Origin of the sequence: Thermus caldifontis, from assembly GCF_003336745.1 — a bacterium.
In the GTDB taxonomy this organism is placed as follows: domain Bacteria; phylum Deinococcota; class Deinococci; order Deinococcales; family Thermaceae; genus Thermus; species Thermus caldifontis.
Genome location: NZ_QGMX01000003.1, coordinates 186,227 through 200,418, shown reverse-complemented (window position 1 = coordinate 200,418; position 14,192 = coordinate 186,227). Strand labels below are relative to the sequence as shown.

Below are 14,192 nucleotides of genomic sequence, written 5' to 3'. Positions count from 1 at the left end.
GGGAAGGGGGAAGGCGGGAAGCGCAGGGGGCCCATAGCGGCCTGACGAGGTGGCGGACCCCTAAAGGGGATAACCGGGAAACCGGGAAAGGTCGAGGAATCCGCGGATGCCGCCCGGGGTGTGCCCGCCCCGCCCGCCTGGGAAAAGCCCCAAGGGAAAGCCCCGCTGGGGACAACCGAGGGGCAGGGCGCCAAGGAAGCGACGACCGGGTGGTCCCTTTGCCGCCCGAATGGGTGCCATATGTGCGGAATCGTGGGGTATATCGGTTTTCGGAACGCTACAGATGTGCTCTTGGACGGGCTTAGAAGGCTGGAATACCGGGGGTACGACTCGGCTGGGGTGGCGGTAAGGACCCCGGAAGGGCTGAGGGTGGCCAAGCGCTCGGGGAAGCTTTCCGCCCTGGCAGAAGCCCTTAAAGAAGAACGCCTGGAGGGACCTTTGGGCATCGGCCACACCCGCTGGGCCACCCATGGGGCCCCCACCGATCCCAACGCCCACCCCCACACCACGGAGGATGGCCGGATCGCCGTGATCCACAACGGGATCATTGAGAACTACCTGGAGCTCAAGGAAGCTCTAAAAATGCGGGGGCACCGCTTCGCCTCGGAAACCGACAGCGAGGTCCTGGCGCATCTTATAGAGGAGAAGTACCAAGGGGACCTTTTCCAGGCCCTGAAGGAGGCCCTAAAGGAGGTGCGGGGCGCCTATGCGGTGGTGGCGGTGCACGAGGACCATGAGGAGATGGTGGCCGCCCGCACGGTGAGCCCCCTGGTGATCGGCCTGGGGGAGGGGGAAAACTTCCTGGCCTCGGATGTGCCCGCCCTCCTTCCCTACACCCGCCGGGTGATCTTCCTCCACGACGGGGACCTGGCCCGGATCACCCGGGAAGGGGTGGAGATCAGGGATCTAGGGGGGAATCTCCTGACCCGCGAGGTGGTGGAGATTGACTGGACCCTCGAGGCCGCCGAGAAGGGGGGCTTCCCCCACTACATGCTGAAGGAGATCTACGAGCAACCTTGGGTCTTGGAAAACACCCTGGGAGGGCGCCTAAGGGAGGAGGAAGGGGATGTGGAGCTGGGCCTTGGCCTGGACCCCAAGGCCATAGAACGCATCCACGTGATCGCCTGCGGCACCGCCGCCTACGCCGGCTGGTACGGCAAGTACCTCTTGGAGGCCTTAGCCCGCATCCCCACGGAGTGGGACGTGGCCAGCGAGTACCGCTACCGGGACCCCGTGGTGGATTCTAAGACCTTGGCCATCGCCATCAGCCAATCGGGGGAGACCATCGACACCCTGGAGGGCCTCAGGGAGGCCAAGGCCAAGGGGGCGAGGACCCTGGGGGTGATCAACGCCAAGGGCTCCAGCCTCACCCGGGAGGTGGAGGACGTCCTCTACATCCACGCGGGCCCCGAGATCGGGGTGGCCTCCACCAAGGCCTACACGGCCATGCTGGCCGCCATGGCCATGCTGGCGGTCCACTTTGGCCGAAGAAGAGGGACCCTGAGTAAGGAAGAAGCCCAGCGCCTCCTTAAGGAGATGCGCAAGCTCCCCCGGTTGGTGGAGGAGGTCCTGGAAAAGCGCCCCCTCATCGCCCATCTGGCGGAGAAGTACCACCAGGCCCAGGACTTCCTCTTCCTGGGCCGGCACGTGCAGGCCCCCACCGCCTATGAGGGGGCCTTGAAGCTCAAAGAGATTAGCTACATCCACGCGGAGGCCTACCCCGCCGGAGAGATGAAGCACGGGCCCATCGCCCTTATCGACGAACATCTGCCCGTGGTGGTCCTGGCCACCCAGGGGCCCCTTTACGAGAAAACCCTTTCCAACATCCAGGAGGTGCGGGCCCGGGGCGGCAAGGTGATCGCCATCGCCAGCGAAGGAGACGAAGAGATTCGGAAGCTGGCCCAGGACGTGCTCTATGTGCCCGAGATCCATCCGCTTCTGGCCCCCATGGTGAGCGTGGTGCCCCTCCAGCTTCTGGCCTACGAGATCGCCATCCTCCTGGGTCGGGACGTGGACCAGCCCCGGAACCTGGCCAAGAGCGTTACCGTGGAGTAGGCTAACGAACTAGGTCCAAAAACACCGCCACCAGCTTAGGGTCCAGGCCCTTGCCGGCCTGGGCCCGGAGCTCTCCTTGCGCTTCCTCTGGGGTCCAGGCCCGTTTATAGGGCCTTTCGGAAATGAGGGCATCGTAGACATCCGCCACCGCAAAGATGCGGGCCTCCAAGGGGATTTCCTCCCCTTTTAATCCCTTCGGGTACCCCGAACCGTCCCACCGTTCATGGTGGTAGAGGACCACGTTCAAGGCGGTTTTGGGAAGGAAGGGCAGGTTCTTGAGGATCTCCAGGCCCACCTCGGGGTGGGTTTTCACCTGCCGCCACTCCCCGGTGGAGAGGGCTGCAGGCTTGCGCAAGACCTCGTCGGGCAGGGCCAGCTTGCCCAAATCGTGAAAGTAGGCCCCCAGGCGAAGGCCTTCCAGGTCGGGAAACCCCACCGCCTTCCCCAGGCGCAAGGAGAGTTCCGCCACCCGCTCCGTGTGCCCCTTGGTCTCCAGGTCCCGGTACTCCAGGACCCGGGCCAGGGCCTTCAGGGCAGCCTCCCGGGTAAGGTTTAGGGTTCCGAGGTGGGAAAGGCGCTCCAAGGCCTCCTCGAGCCTACGGGCTACCAGGCGCAAGACCTTCTCGTCCTCAGAAGAGTAGGGCACCGCCTCCCGGAACGAGCCCAGGGCCAGCACCCCGTACCGCTTACCTTCAGGCTTAAGAGGCACCAAAAGAGCAGAGCGAAGCCCCTTTTCCCCATAGGGCCTCAGGGCCCCGGGAAAACGGGCATAGTCCTCCACATACACCGGCCCTTCCCAAAGCCTGGGGTGGCCCAGGAGCCCTTGCCCAAAGCGGATGGGATGCTCCTCGTAAAGCCGGGGAAAGTCCTCGGGGTACCCTCCTGAGAGCACGGCAGGCCTAACCGTTCCCTCCTGAAAAAGGTAAAGGGCCCCCGCATGGTAAGGGGTCAGGCGGAGGAGGGTCTCCAGGGCCTCCTGGGCCATGGCCAAAGGGTCCCGGGTAGCCTCCAAGGCCAAGGAAAGTTCCAGAAGAGCCTGGGCCCGTTCAGCCTCCGCCTTCGCCTTCTCCAAAGCCTCTATGCGGGCCAAGACCAAGCCTGCCGCTTCCGCCAAGGCCCGGATCCAAGCCTCCTCCTCGGGCAGAATCTCCCCTACCCCGCCGGCGGTATCCATGGAAAGCACCCCAAAAACCCGACCCTGGGTATCCCGCAAGGGCACGCCTAAGTAAACCCCAGGTTGGGGTCTGCCGGAAAGAAAGATGACCCGAGGCTCCCGGGTCACGTCCGCCAGGTAGAGGGGCCCTCCCTTCTCCAACACTGCCCAGGAGATCCCCTTTCCCCTGGGGAGCTTAAGGCCCACCTTGTCCTGGCTGAGGCCCGCGGCCGCCACCAGCTCCAGCGCATCCTCCTGGGGACGGTGGAGAAAGAGGAGAACAGAGACGGCCCGCGTGGCCTTCTTGGCGGTTTCCACCACGGCCCGGTACACCTCCTCCGGCCGCTCCAAAGGAGCGAGGATACGCCAGGCCTCGGCCAAGGCCTGGAGGCGCCTTAGCTCCCGCACCTCGAGGCTTACGCCATGGGGTTCTCCGGGATGACCAGGGACCATCACGGGACTACACTTTACCAGGTAAGCCGGACCCTGCCCGCAAGCCCAGGGGAAAGGGCAACCAACTCTAGGCGGACCTCGGCCTCAAAGGACCTCTCCCAGGGGAAGCGTAGGTCCTCGAGGTCCACCCGGTACCCCTCTAGCTCCAGGTACGGCCAAAGGGCCGCCACCCTTTGGGCCTCCACGGACAAGGGCTCAGGGAAACGGGCCCGCATCCAGGGGCGGCCCACCTCCCCCCACCAGTAGGCGAAGTAGGCCTCGGCCAGGCGCCCAAGCCTTCCTTGCCGATCCCTAAGAAAAAGCCCCCCCTGGGCCAGGGCGCTTCCCAGGTTGTTGGCGGGAGTACCCCAGGCGGCGTAAGCGGCAAGGCGAGGGTAAAGCCCCAGGCCTTCCAGGTAAGCCATGAGGCCCGCATCCCCGCGGTTCACCCGGGAAAGATCCGCCAGGGCCACGGGAAAGCGGGGCATGAGGCGGAGGAGGTCCTGGGTGGCCCTCCTGGGATTCCGACCCCCGTAGACGTAAAGGACCAGGTCGGGCCCCTCTTCCAGGGAAACCCTTTGGGCCAGGGCGCTCTGGAGCACCCCGGTCACCGTATCCCGCAAGGGTAGGCCCTCATAGGGGGTAGTGCGCCCCTCCAGGGCCTCCTCCTCGTAGACCACCGCCACCTTAAGGCCGGGCCTTAAGGCCCTTAGGAGAAGGACTTGTCCCGCCTCGTCCGCCCCCGGACGGCTGGGGTAGGAAAGGGCTTTGGCCTCTTTGGGGGCAGGGGAGTTCCTCAGGGCGTCGTCCCAAACCGCCTCGAGGTAGACCCCAGGAAGTCTCGCCCAGGAGGTCAAGGCCTGCAACACGGCCAGGTTCCTTTGCCTCCAGGTGGCGTCCCACCGGGGCACCACCCCGAAAAGGAGAAGCTCTCCCCCCTGGCGCACCCTCCAGGAGAGCAAGGGCCCAAGCCGGGCCAGGGCATCCTCTGGGGCCAGGGGCAGGTGCCGGCTTTGCAGGAGACCCCCGTAGGCTAGGGCATCCAGGCTGGCCACAAGCCTCTCTCCCGGGGCAGCGAGGAGCCAAACCCTCAGGGCCTGGAGATCCGCCCCAAGAGGCCCACGGTAAGCCTCCTTGGGCGGGCAGGCCACCAGGCCCCAGGTGCAAGGGGCCCAGTTGGGGGGGCGGTCGTCCAGGGGAAGGTAAAAGATGGAGGCCTGGGCCAGGCCCAAACCCCAAAGGAAAAGCGCCAGTACCAGGCCCCGCACCCTAGGCCCTAGGGTTTCACCTTCTCGTGGGCCTCCGCCAGGTAGCGCTCCGCCATCATGGCCGCCCGGGTGCCTGCCCCCACGCTGGTGGTGAGCTGGCGGTAGATGGGGTCGGCCACATCCCCAGCGGCGAAGATGCCGGGCACCGAGGTGAAGACCTCATCCCGCACCGCCACGTAGCCGTCGGACCTTAGCTCCACCACCCCCTTGAGGAAGGAGGTGTTGGGCTCGTGGCCGATGAAGACGAAGACCCCATCCGTGGGGTAGACGTACTCCTCCCCGGTTTTTAGGTTCTTCAGCCTAACCCCCGTGACCTGGTCCTCCCCCAGAATCTCGGTGACGATGTGGGAGAAGAGGAAGTGCATCTTGGGGTTCTGGAAAGCCCGAGCCTGGGCCACCTTGTTGGCCCTTAGCTCATCCCGGCGGTGGATGAGGGTTACCTTGCGGGCGAACTTGGTAAGGAAAAGCCCCTCCTCCACGGCCGCATCCCCGCCGCCCACCACCACCACCTCCTTGTCGCGGTAGAAGAAGCCGTCGCAGGTGGCGCAGGTGGAAACCCCCCGGCCATAGAACTTCTCCTCTCCGGGCACCCCGAGCTTCCTGGGATTGGCGCCGGTGGCGATGATGACCACGCGCCCGAAGTAGGCGCGCTCAAACCCCCGCACCAGAAAGCCCCCGTTTTGGGCCTCGAGGCCCAGGACCTCGTCCATGACGATCCGCGCCCCAAACTTCTCCGCCTGCTGCACCATGCGGCCCGCCAACTCCGGCCCGGAGATGCCCTCGGGGAAGCCCGGGTAGTTCTCCACCTCGTCGGTCTGGGCGATCTGCCCCCCGGGGAGGCCTTTTTCCAGGATGACGGTCTTGAGCTGGGCCCGCCCGGCGTAAATCCCCGCGGTAAGGCCCGCAGGCCCCCCGCCGATAATGACCACATCGTACCGTTCCTCCTTTTCCCCGCTTCCCGCAAGCCCGGTGAGGGTGAACTCCATGGATCCCTCCTCCTTTGTCCAGGTTACACCCCCACATACCCAGCGGGGGTATAGCCCATCCAGTTTCCCCCAAGACCAGGGCATCCGTCAAGGGAAATCTGGCCCAGGCATAAAAGCAATCCGAGCCGCATCTGGTGACCCCAGGGGGATTCGAACCCCCGTCTCGGCCTTGAGAGGGCCGTGTCCTAGGCCTCTAGACGATGGGGCCATGCGCGGCTCGGACTGCTTCTGGTGACCCCAGGGGGACTCGAACCCCCGCCGCCGCCTTGAAAGGGCGGTGACCTAACCACTAGTCGATGGGGCCAGGTTTTGGCTGGGGTGCGTGGACTCGAACCACGACCGGCGGATCCAGAGTCCGCTGTCCTGCCGTTAGACGACACCCCAGCGGCGCTTGCCCGATCCCTCGGGCAGAGGTTATGGTACACTTTGAAGGGCAGATTGGCAAGCCCCAGGGTGTCCTCCTATGGCGTCCAACGAGGAAAGCCTTTTGCAAGTTCTGAGCCAATATGTCTCCCGCCAGGCCGCGGAAAACCTGGTGAGGCGGGCCCTGGCCCAGAGGAGGCCCACCTCCCCCGGGGAGTGGGCGCGCCTTCTAGAGGAAACCCTCTGGCCTGAGCTCCGCCGCCTCCTTCCCTTCCGGGAAATGCCCCCGGAGCTCAAGGCCTTGGCGCGGGAATGGAGGGAACAGGCCTCTTTCCCGATAGCGGAAGCTGAGGCCCCCGAAGCCGAGGAAGAGGAGCTCCCCCTAGAGGCGGTGGACCTCGAGGACCCTAGAGCCCGCCAGCAACTGGCGAGAAGGCTCGCCCGCCTGGAGGGGGTAACAGGGGTGGTGGTGGCCGGAAATGGAGGCAAGGAGGAGCTTTTCTCCGGGGAACCCGTGCCCTTGGACCTGGCCTACCCCCTCCTCCGGCGCCAGGGCTACGGGATCTTCTATGCCCTTTTGGAGAGGGAAATCGTGGCCCTAAGGCCCCTGGCCCAGGGATACATCGGCCTTCTTGCCAGAAAGGAAGCCAACATCGGCCGCCTGCTCCACGCCTTAAGGCGGCTCATATCCCTAGCGGAGGTCAGCGGATGAAACGATGGTTTGCCCTAGCCCTGTTCCTTGGCCTTTTGGCCTTGGCCGCCCCCCTGCCCCAGCTCTATGACCGCCTGGAGGAAACCCTCAGGCAGGTGCGCCTGGAAAACCCCACCCAGGCCCTTTCCGCCCTGGACCGGGCGCAAAGCCTTCTGCGCCAGGAAAGCGAAGGGCTTCCCCCCGTGTTGCGCGACGCCACCCTCCTGCACCTGCAGGATGCCCGGCAGGCGGTGCTCAAGCAAAGCCGGGTGGACCTCGAGGCCCGCCTTCTCCTGGTGCGCCACCTTCTGGGCAAGGCCCTTTACGACGGCTTTTTCCAGGCCAAAGCCACCGAAAAACCCCTGTACCTAAGCCGGCTCATCCGGGCCACGGGCCTGAGGCAGGCCCGGGTCCAGGGGGTGGAAAACCGCCCCTCCGAGGAAGCCCGGCTCCAGATGGAAGCCGCCTACCTTCAGCTCCTGGCTGAGGACCTGAGCCAAGCCCTTTCCGCTTCCTCCCGCCCCCAGGCCTATCTGGCCCTGGCCCGGGCCTACGCCCGCTTTTTGGTGATCCAGGATAGCCCCCAAAGCACCCTTAAGGCCCAGGACTTCATCCAGGCGTTGGCTAAGGTTTCCGGGGGGGAGGACTTCCGGCCCGAGGTGACGGCAATGGGCCAAAGGGCGAGCGCATGGCGATCTAGCTTGCGTCAACCCAAACCCGAGATCCCTGCTCCACCCCCTACCACCTCCCCTTCCTCAAACTCTCTGCCTCCGGTTTCCTCCTCCGTGCCCTCTTCCCCTCCCACCCCTCCCCCACCCTCATCACCAGAACCCCAGGGAGTGGAAACCTTTCGCACCCCTGTCTGGATGGACCCCAATACTGCCCAGAGCTTGCGCCGCCAAGCCTACGAGCTGGGGTACAACTATACCTTCGAGCTTTTAGAGGTTCTGGACCAGGCCCTACTGGAGGTGGGGCTTGCGGCCAATGCACTCGGAAGGGCTAACCCAAACCTGGCCCGGGAACACCTGGAAAGGGCCCTATGGCGGTTCCAAATCCAACTGGAACCCATTTTCTCCCTGGTCAACCCCAGCCTCACCGGGCAGATCGCCTCCAGCCTAATCCACCTCTCCACCGCCACCGGCATACGCACCTTGGATGTGTTCGCCGTATACGAAGGCCTCGAGGAGCTAAAAATGCAGTTTAGCCAAGGCCCAGCCGCTACCCCTTGGCTTTCCTTCAAGCTTTGGGTTACCCAGAGCGCAGGCATCCCCCGGGCCGTCCTCTTTCTCCTGGCCGCGGCCTTAAGCCTTTTTCCCCTCTACCTAATCCGCCTCACCTTTGGTGGGCGAAATGTCTACTGGAACCTGCTGGCCCTGGCCTTTCTCTTCCTCTTCCTACCCATCGTGGTGGAGGGGCTCTCCTACTTCGGCGCCATCATGGCCGACTACGGGGGTACGCCCTTTCTAGCCTTCTTGAGCAACCTCTCCATCGGCCAAGGCCTGGTGCCTTACCTGGCCTGGGGGAACGCCATCTTCCTGGTGGTGGCCTTCGCCGGAGCGGGCTTAAGGGGCATCGCCGCCCAGTTTGGCCTTCTGAAGGAACGGGGCAGGGAGGTGGCCACCCTTGCGGAGCAGAAACCCTCCGCCACCACCCTCACCAGCGAAACCATCGTGGAGTGGGACGAGGAGTTCTAATGTCACCCCACCCAGGCCCAAGCCTGGGTGGGGACCCCGGAAAGGCCCTACTGCGGGAGTACCTAAGGAATGAGGGGCATGACGCCACCCCGCCACGGAGGGTGGGCAGCACCCCTCCCTCTGCCCTCGCCAGGACCCCTCATTCCAACCGGGTACCTGGCCCTACCCCATACCCCCGCGCCCAGTCGGCGGCGGGCATGGGGCGTTTACCCTCAGGCTGCACCTCCACAAGCCGGATGAGCCCCTCCCCGGTACCCACCACGACCCCTTCCCGCTCCACCCTCTCCACCACCCCAGGCTCCCCCACACCGGGCTCAGGGCGCATCCTTAGGACCTTAACCCGCTTGCCCCCATGGAAGAAGTGGCTTCCCGGCCAGGGCTGCACCCCCCGGTGGCGGTTGTAGATGGCCTGGGCGCTATCCGTAAAACGGATGCGCCCTTCCTCCTTGGTGAGCAAGGGGGCATAGGAGGGCTCCCCCTCCTGGGGGGTGGGGGTGAGGTGAGGAAGGTTTTCCAAAACCCAAAGGAGAAGCTCAATGCCCTTATCCCTAAGCCGCTCGGAAAGGGCCACCGCATCCTCATCGGGGCCTATCTCCGTGCGCCAAAGGGCGTAAAGAGGGCCGGTGTCCAGGCCCTCCTCGGTCTTCATGATGGCCACCCCGGTTTCCTTCTCTCCCTGGATCAGGGCCCAGGGCACCGGGGCTGGGCCGCGGTACTTGGGAAGGAGGGAGGGGTGGAGGTTCAGAAAGCCATAGGGGGGAACCTCGAGGACCTCCTTGGGGAGGATCTTGCCATAGGCCGCCGTCACCGCCACCTCCGGCGCCGCTTGGCGGAAGGCCTGCAAAAACTCCAGATTCCCCTTGAGGCGCTGGGGCTTGAGAAGGGGAAGCCCATGGGCCAGGGCGTACTCCGCCACCGGACTCTGGGCGGGCTTCAGGCCCCGGCCCTTGGGCTTGTCCGGCTGGGTGACCACCAGCACCACCTGGTGGTGGCGGTTTAAGGCGTCCAGCACCGGCACCGCCCAGGCGGGCGTACCGAAAAAGGCCACCCTCATCCCTGGGAAAGCTCCTTCAAAAGGGCCCTGGCTTCCTTCTGCATCCGGGCCAGCTCCGCCCGGTTCTCCTGCAAAAAGGCCTCCCGCTTGGCCTTAGGGAGGCGTTCAAAGAAGAGGATGCCATCCAGGTGGTCCACCTCGTGCTGGAAGACCCGGGCCATATACCCTTCCAGCTCCAGGGTGCGCTCCTTTCCCTCCTCGTCCTGAAAGACCACCCGGATCCGCTCCGCCCGGGGTACCTCCTCGGCGTAAAGGCCGGGGAGGGAAAGGCAACCCTCCAGGCCCTCCATCCGGCCCTCCCGGTGGGTGATCACGGGGTTAGCCACCACATAGACCCGGCGCACCAGGTCCCTTAGGGGCCTCTCCTCCCCCTCGGGCTCGTCGGCGTACTCCACCGCCACGAAAAGGCGCTCAGAAAGCCCAATCTGGGGTGCGGCCAGGCCCACGCCCCGGGCCGCAAACATGGTCTCCAGCATGTCCTCGGCCAACTTCTTGAGGTCCTTAAAGTCCTGAACGGGCCGGGCTTTCTTGCGCAATACTGGATCCCCGTAAAGGCGGATGGGGTAGATCATCCTACCTATTCTAGCGCAAGCCGCACCTTTCCCAAAACCTCCCCGAGAACCCTCACCCCCGGGGGCAGGGTGAGGAGAAGCGGCCCGGAAACCTCCCCAGGGCGAAAGCCCCCCTGGGGCCTGGCCTCCACCTGAAGCAAATCCGCCAAGGCCTCCTTGGGCCCCACCACCTCCACGGTCCTGGGGGCGTAGTCCAGCACCTTAAGGCCCGCCGGGGGCTTAAGGACCAGGGGGACCTCCTTGCGGAAAAGGGGAACCTCCCGCCCCACCACCTGCACCTGGGCCGGGGAAAGCTCCACCCCAAGAAGGGGCCCCTGGGGGCCAAAGGCGGTGAGGGCCACCGTCTCCCCTCCCAGGTCCAGGCCCAGGGCCACCACCGCCTCCTCCACCCGGCTCCTCGGTCCCTTGGCCTCCACGAAGGCGGGCTGGGTTTCCACCCAGGCACCTTGGGAAAGGACCTCCACCGGGAGGGTGCGGGTGAGGATGGCCTCCACCCGGCCCTCCACCCGGGCGGGGCGGATCTCCAAGACCTCCACCCCCTGGGGCACGGCCACCCGCACCTCCCGGGAAAAGGCCCCCTCGGCCCCGGAGAGGTCCAGGTAGGCGGACACGGGAAGCCTGGCCCCCTCCACCAGGGGGGCTGGCCCCCTTAGGCGCAACAGGACCTCCTTGGGTACCCCCTCCGCGGTGCGCTCCCCTCCCAGGCCCACCACCTGCAGGGGCACGCTTACCGCCCGCTCCACCACCGGAGCCCTCTCCCTTAGGGAGTACCAGACGGCGGAGGCCGCCAAAAGGGCGAGGAGGAAGCCCGCCCAGTCACGCACGGAGCACCTCCTTGAGCCGTTCCCTCAGGGCCTCGAGGCTCATGGGCGGGGAAAGCCTTCCCCCCTCGGCCAGCCTGATGGCCCCCGTTTCCTCGCTCACCACGATCACCAGGGCATCGGAAACCTCGGAAAGCCCCAAGGCCGCCCGGTGCCGGGTGCCCAGGCCCATCCGGACCTCGGAAAGGGGAAAGACACACCCCGCGGCAAAAAGCCGATCCCCCCTCAGGATGGCCCCGCCGTCGTGCAAGGGGGTCCCGGGATAAAACACCGTTTGCAACAACCGCGCGGAAAGCCGGGCCTCCAACACCTCCCCTGTGGCCGCATACTCCCCCAAAGGCGTGCGCCGTTCCAGGGCCAGGATGGCCCCGTAGCGCCTTTCCGAAAGCCGGGCTAGGCCCAAAAGGAGCTCCTCCAGGGCCAAGGAAGGGGCCCTGGGCCCCTGGGCCCGACCGATGCGCTCCAAAAGCCCCCTGAGTTCCGGCTGGAAGACCACGATCAGGGCAAAGGCCCCCAGGGTGGCCGCGTTCCCCAAAAGCCAGGAGAGGGTGGAAAGCCCAAGAAGGCTGGCCAGAAACCAAACCGCCAAGTAAACCAAGACCCCCCGCACCAGGTTCAGGGCCCGGGTTCCCGCCATAAGGCGCCAAAGGTAATAGAAGAGGATGGCTACCAGGAGGATGTCCAGGAGGTCGCGCCAGGTGAGGGGCATGGCCTATAGCAAACTCTTTCCCGGGCCCTCCCAGGTAAGGCCAAAAAGCCTAGCCCAGGTGGCCCCCAGATCCGCGAAGCTCTCCCGGGTACCCAGCTCCCCCTTCACCCCAGGACCCACCCAGAGGAGCATCCCATACTCCCGGGTGTGGTCGGTGCCGAAGAAGGTGGGGTCGTTGCCGTGGTCGGAAACCAAAAAGAGGTGGTCCTCAGGGCCCAGGGCTTCCAGGAGGCGGGGAAGGAAATCGTCCACCTCCTTAAGGGCCCGGGCGTAGCCGTGGGGGTTCCTCCGGTGCCCGTACTTGGCGTCAAAGTCCACCAGGTTGGTGAAGACCAGGCCGGAAAAGGGCTCCTCCATAAGGCTTAGGGTCTTCTCCAGACCGTCGGCGTTATCCCGGGTTTTCACCTCCCGGGTGAAGCCCCTATGGGCGTAGATGTCGGGGATCTTCCCCACCCCCACCACCTCGAGGCCCCCCTCTTTAAGAAGGTCCAGGACATTCCGGGGAGGCTCCAGGGCAAAGTCCTTCCGCAAATCCTCCCGCCGGTAAAAGTTCCCCGGTTCCCCGGCGAAGGGCCGGGCAATCACCCGGGCCACCTGGTGCTCCCCCTTAAGCATCTCCCGGGCCACCTGGCAGAAGCGGTAGAGCTCCTCCAGGGGAACCACCTCCAGGTGGGCCGCCACCTGGAAGACGCTATCCGCCGAGGTGTAGACGATGGGAAAGCCGGTCCTGAGGTGGGCCTCGCCGTAGTCCCGGATGGCCTCGGTGCCGGAGTAGGGACGGTTGAGAAGCCACCCCCCTACCCCGATGGCCTCGGCCCAAGCCCTAAGGAGCTCCTCGGGGAAACCCTCAGGATAGGTGCGGAAGGGCTTTTCCAGGTACACCCCCACGAACTCCCAGTGCCCGGTGGTGGTGTCCTTGCCGGGGTTCACCTCCCGCATGCGGCCAAAGGCCCCTTGGGGCTCAGGCCGGGGCAGGGTGTGGACCCCCTTCACCCATCCCAGGCCCAAAGCGGCCAGGTGGGGAAGCTCCACCCCGGTCTTCAGCACCGTGTGGTCCAGGGTATCCGCCCCCTCGTCCCCAAAAAGGGCGGCGTCCGGCAGATACCCCAGGCCCACCGAGTCCAGGACGATGGCTGTCACCTTCATTAAGACCGCAAGCCCCCTTCTTCCTCCTCTTCCTCCTCCGCCAGGGCCATCAGCTCCTCCGGGGTCATCTCGGAAAGGGCCCGGACCGCCTGGAACTCCTCCACCAGGCCCTGGATCTCCTCCATGGCCTCCTCCAGGGAAAGCTCCCCATCCTGGTAATCGTCCAACACTTCCTCTATGGCCTCGAGGATCCCCACCGCAGCGCTGGCCTGGGATAGGGCCTGGGCCATCTCAGCAAGCCTTTCTGCCAGGTCCATGCCCCCATGCTACCCCAAAAGCTCCGCCAACCGGGAAAGGACCCGCCCGTACTTCTTGGCGAAGGCCCCGTGGCGGTAATCTTCGGGGAAAAGCTCCTTTAGAGGTGCACCGGAGGCCCGCAAGGCCACCTTAAGGTTGTACACCTGGTCCACGAAGTGCACGAAGCGGAGGGCATCGTTCTGGTCGGGGATGGCCTCGAGGCCCCTTAGGTAGAGGACCTCCACCCCCTCTAGGAGATAGCGGTAGCGGATGGGATGGAGGGTGCAGAGGTGGGCGAGAAGGCTGGGAAAGTCGTCCAGGGTCTTACGGCGAGGGTCTTCCCGGTAGAGGGCCAGGAGCTCGGCATCGGAAAGGAGGGCGGGCCACCGCTCCGGATGGCGGTGGCGGAAGTCCTCCCCCTCGATGCGCTCCACGGCGAAGCGCCGGGCCAGGCCTTGGATCTGGTGCCGGAACTGGTCGGCGTGGAAGCGCCCCTCCCCTAAGGCGCCGGGCGGGGTATTGGAGGTGGTAGCCACCCTTAGGCCCTTGTCCATGGTGAGGGCCAGGAAGTGGGTGACCATCTGGGCGTTGCCGGGGTCGTCCAGCTCAAACTCGTCCAGGAAGAGGTAGCGCAAGCCAGCGAAACGCCTGGCCCCCTCCCTTAGCCCCATCAGGCCCAGGGTGTAGGTGAGCTCCTCAAAGGTAAGGAAGGCCTTCGGAGGAGGGGCCTCCCAATAGGCCGCCACCAGGAGGTGGGTCTTCCCCACGCCAAAGCCCCCGTCCAGGTAGAGCCCTTGCGGCCCGGGAAGCCGGGACCGGAAGAAGCCCTTAGGCCGGTCCTTGACCCATCGTCGCAGGCGCTCCTTGGCCAGGGTCTGAGAGGGATAGCGGGGATCGGGCCGGTAGGTGGCAAAGGTGGCAGACTGAAAACGGGGCGGGGGCGCAAAGCTTCGCAGGAGCCTTTCCAAATCCACCTCGGGGTGGCGGTCCACCAGGCGCATGGCCTCCATT

At 65.6% G+C, this 14,192-nt stretch carries 13 protein-coding genes and 3 tRNA genes; 3 read left to right on the top strand and 13 right to left on the bottom strand.

The window, feature by feature from the left end; all coding sequences use genetic code 11:
- Window positions 1-240 precede the first annotated feature (240 nt).
- Window positions 241-2,055 carry a glutamine--fructose-6-phosphate transaminase (isomerizing) gene (gene glmS, locus DK874_RS06530; protein WP_114313207.1) on the top strand — a complete coding sequence of 605 codons (1,815 nt, stop codon included), beginning with the start codon at window positions 241-243 and terminating at the stop codon, window positions 2,053-2,055.
- 1 nt (window position 2,056) lies between these two features.
- Here glmS and DK874_RS06525 read toward each other — a convergent pair whose 3' ends face one another.
- From DK874_RS06525 to DK874_RS06500, 6 genes are all read right to left on the bottom strand, one after another.
- Window positions 2,057-3,661: an HD domain-containing phosphohydrolase gene (locus DK874_RS06525; RefSeq protein ID WP_114313206.1), complete on the bottom strand. Its 1,605-nt coding sequence runs from the start codon at window positions 3,659-3,661 to the stop codon at window positions 2,057-2,059.
- Window positions 3,662-3,675: 14 nt separating this feature from the next.
- Window positions 3,676-4,908, bottom strand: a complete 1,233-nt coding sequence (locus tag DK874_RS06520; RefSeq protein WP_114313205.1) for a DUF4127 family protein — start codon at window positions 4,906-4,908, stop codon at window positions 3,676-3,678.
- Between the two features lie 8 nt (window positions 4,909-4,916).
- Window positions 4,917-5,894 (bottom strand): thioredoxin-disulfide reductase, encoded by a 978-nt coding sequence (gene trxB / locus DK874_RS06515; RefSeq protein ID WP_114313204.1) that lies wholly within the window; start codon window positions 5,892-5,894, stop codon window positions 4,917-4,919.
- A 132-nt stretch (window positions 5,895-6,026) separates the two neighbouring features.
- Window positions 6,027-6,102, bottom strand: a tRNA-Glu gene (locus DK874_RS06510).
- A 21-nt stretch (window positions 6,103-6,123) separates the two neighbouring features.
- A tRNA-Glu gene (locus DK874_RS06505) sits at window positions 6,124-6,198 on the bottom strand.
- A gap of 6 nt (window positions 6,199-6,204) precedes the next feature.
- Window positions 6,205-6,278, bottom strand: a tRNA-Gln gene (locus tag DK874_RS06500).
- Between the two features lie 79 nt (window positions 6,279-6,357).
- Here DK874_RS06500 and DK874_RS06495 point away from each other — a divergent pair.
- Together DK874_RS06495 and DK874_RS06490 are read left to right on the top strand one after the other, a co-directional pair.
- Complete coding sequence (locus DK874_RS06495) at window positions 6,358-6,969, top strand: hypothetical protein (RefSeq protein WP_114313203.1); 612 nt, start codon at window positions 6,358-6,360, stop codon at window positions 6,967-6,969.
- Window positions 6,966-8,642, top strand: a complete 1,677-nt coding sequence (locus DK874_RS06490) for a hypothetical protein (RefSeq protein ID WP_114313202.1) — start codon at window positions 6,966-6,968, stop codon at window positions 8,640-8,642. Before DK874_RS06495 ends, DK874_RS06490 begins: the two co-directional genes overlap by 4 nt.
- Window positions 8,643-8,781: 139 nt before the next feature.
- On the opposite strand, the gene fmt is transcribed toward DK874_RS06490, so the two are convergent.
- The 7 genes from fmt to zapE are packed head-to-tail and all read right to left on the bottom strand — an operon-like array spanning window position 8,782 to window position 14,182.
- Window positions 8,782-9,696 carry a methionyl-tRNA formyltransferase gene (gene fmt / locus DK874_RS06485; protein ID WP_114313201.1) on the bottom strand — a complete coding sequence of 305 codons (915 nt, stop codon included), beginning with the start codon at window positions 9,694-9,696 and terminating at the stop codon, window positions 8,782-8,784.
- Window positions 9,693-10,268 carry a peptide deformylase gene (gene def, locus DK874_RS06480; RefSeq protein ID WP_114313200.1) on the bottom strand — a complete coding sequence of 192 codons (576 nt, stop codon included), beginning with the start codon at window positions 10,266-10,268 and terminating at the stop codon, window positions 9,693-9,695. Before def ends, fmt begins: the two co-directional genes overlap by 4 nt.
- A gap of 5 nt (window positions 10,269-10,273) precedes the next feature.
- A complete protein-coding gene (locus DK874_RS06475) occupies window positions 10,274-11,092 on the bottom strand; it encodes a CdaR family protein (RefSeq protein ID WP_114313199.1) in 819 nt (272 codons plus the stop codon).
- Window positions 11,085-11,798, bottom strand: a complete 714-nt coding sequence (gene cdaA, locus DK874_RS06470; protein ID WP_114313198.1) for a diadenylate cyclase CdaA — start codon at window positions 11,796-11,798, stop codon at window positions 11,085-11,087. The genes DK874_RS06475 and cdaA overlap by 8 nt, the downstream gene beginning before the upstream one ends.
- 3 nt (window positions 11,799-11,801) lie before the next feature.
- Window positions 11,802-12,944, bottom strand: coding sequence for a phosphopentomutase (locus DK874_RS06465; RefSeq protein ID WP_114313197.1), 1,143 nt, complete (start codon window positions 12,942-12,944; stop codon window positions 11,802-11,804).
- Window positions 12,944-13,201 carry a hypothetical protein gene (locus DK874_RS06460; RefSeq protein ID WP_114313196.1) on the bottom strand — a complete coding sequence of 86 codons (258 nt, stop codon included), beginning with the start codon at window positions 13,199-13,201 and terminating at the stop codon, window positions 12,944-12,946. Before DK874_RS06460 ends, DK874_RS06465 begins: the two co-directional genes overlap by 1 nt.
- A 9-nt stretch (window positions 13,202-13,210) precedes the next feature.
- The gene (gene zapE / locus DK874_RS06455) at window positions 13,211-14,182 is read right to left on the bottom strand and encodes an AFG1/ZapE family ATPase (protein WP_114313272.1); all 972 of its coding nucleotides are present in this window, start codon (window positions 14,180-14,182) and stop codon (window positions 13,211-13,213) included.
- Window positions 14,183-14,192 lie beyond the last annotated feature (10 nt).

Bases quoted from the DNA above. Each gene is read 5' to 3' on its own strand.
- glmS (WP_114313207.1), top strand. From the start codon at position 241: ATGTGCGGAATCGTGGGGTATATCGGTTTTCGGAACGCTACAGATGTG.
- DK874_RS06525 (WP_114313206.1), bottom strand. From the start codon at position 3,661: ATGGTCCCTGGTCATCCCGGAGAACCCCATGGCGTAAGCCTCGAGGTG.
- trxB (WP_114313204.1), bottom strand. From the start codon at position 5,894: ATGGAGTTCACCCTCACCGGGCTTGCGGGAAGCGGGGAAAAGGAGGAA.
- DK874_RS06495 (WP_114313203.1), top strand. From the start codon at position 6,358: ATGGCGTCCAACGAGGAAAGCCTTTTGCAAGTTCTGAGCCAATATGTC.
- DK874_RS06490 (WP_114313202.1), top strand. From the start codon at position 6,966: ATGAAACGATGGTTTGCCCTAGCCCTGTTCCTTGGCCTTTTGGCCTTG.
- fmt (WP_114313201.1), bottom strand. From the start codon at position 9,696: ATGAGGGTGGCCTTTTTCGGTACGCCCGCCTGGGCGGTGCCGGTGCTG.
- def (WP_114313200.1), bottom strand. From the start codon at position 10,268: ATGATCTACCCCATCCGCCTTTACGGGGATCCAGTATTGCGCAAGAAA.
- cdaA (WP_114313198.1), bottom strand. From the start codon at position 11,798: ATGCCCCTCACCTGGCGCGACCTCCTGGACATCCTCCTGGTAGCCATC.
- DK874_RS06465 (WP_114313197.1), bottom strand. From the start codon at position 12,944: ATGAAGGTGACAGCCATCGTCCTGGACTCGGTGGGCCTGGGGTATCTG.
- DK874_RS06460 (WP_114313196.1), bottom strand. From the start codon at position 13,201: ATGGACCTGGCAGAAAGGCTTGCTGAGATGGCCCAGGCCCTATCCCAG.
- zapE (WP_114313272.1), bottom strand. From the start codon at position 14,182: ATGCGCCTGGTGGACCGCCACCCCGAGGTGGATTTGGAAAGGCTCCTG.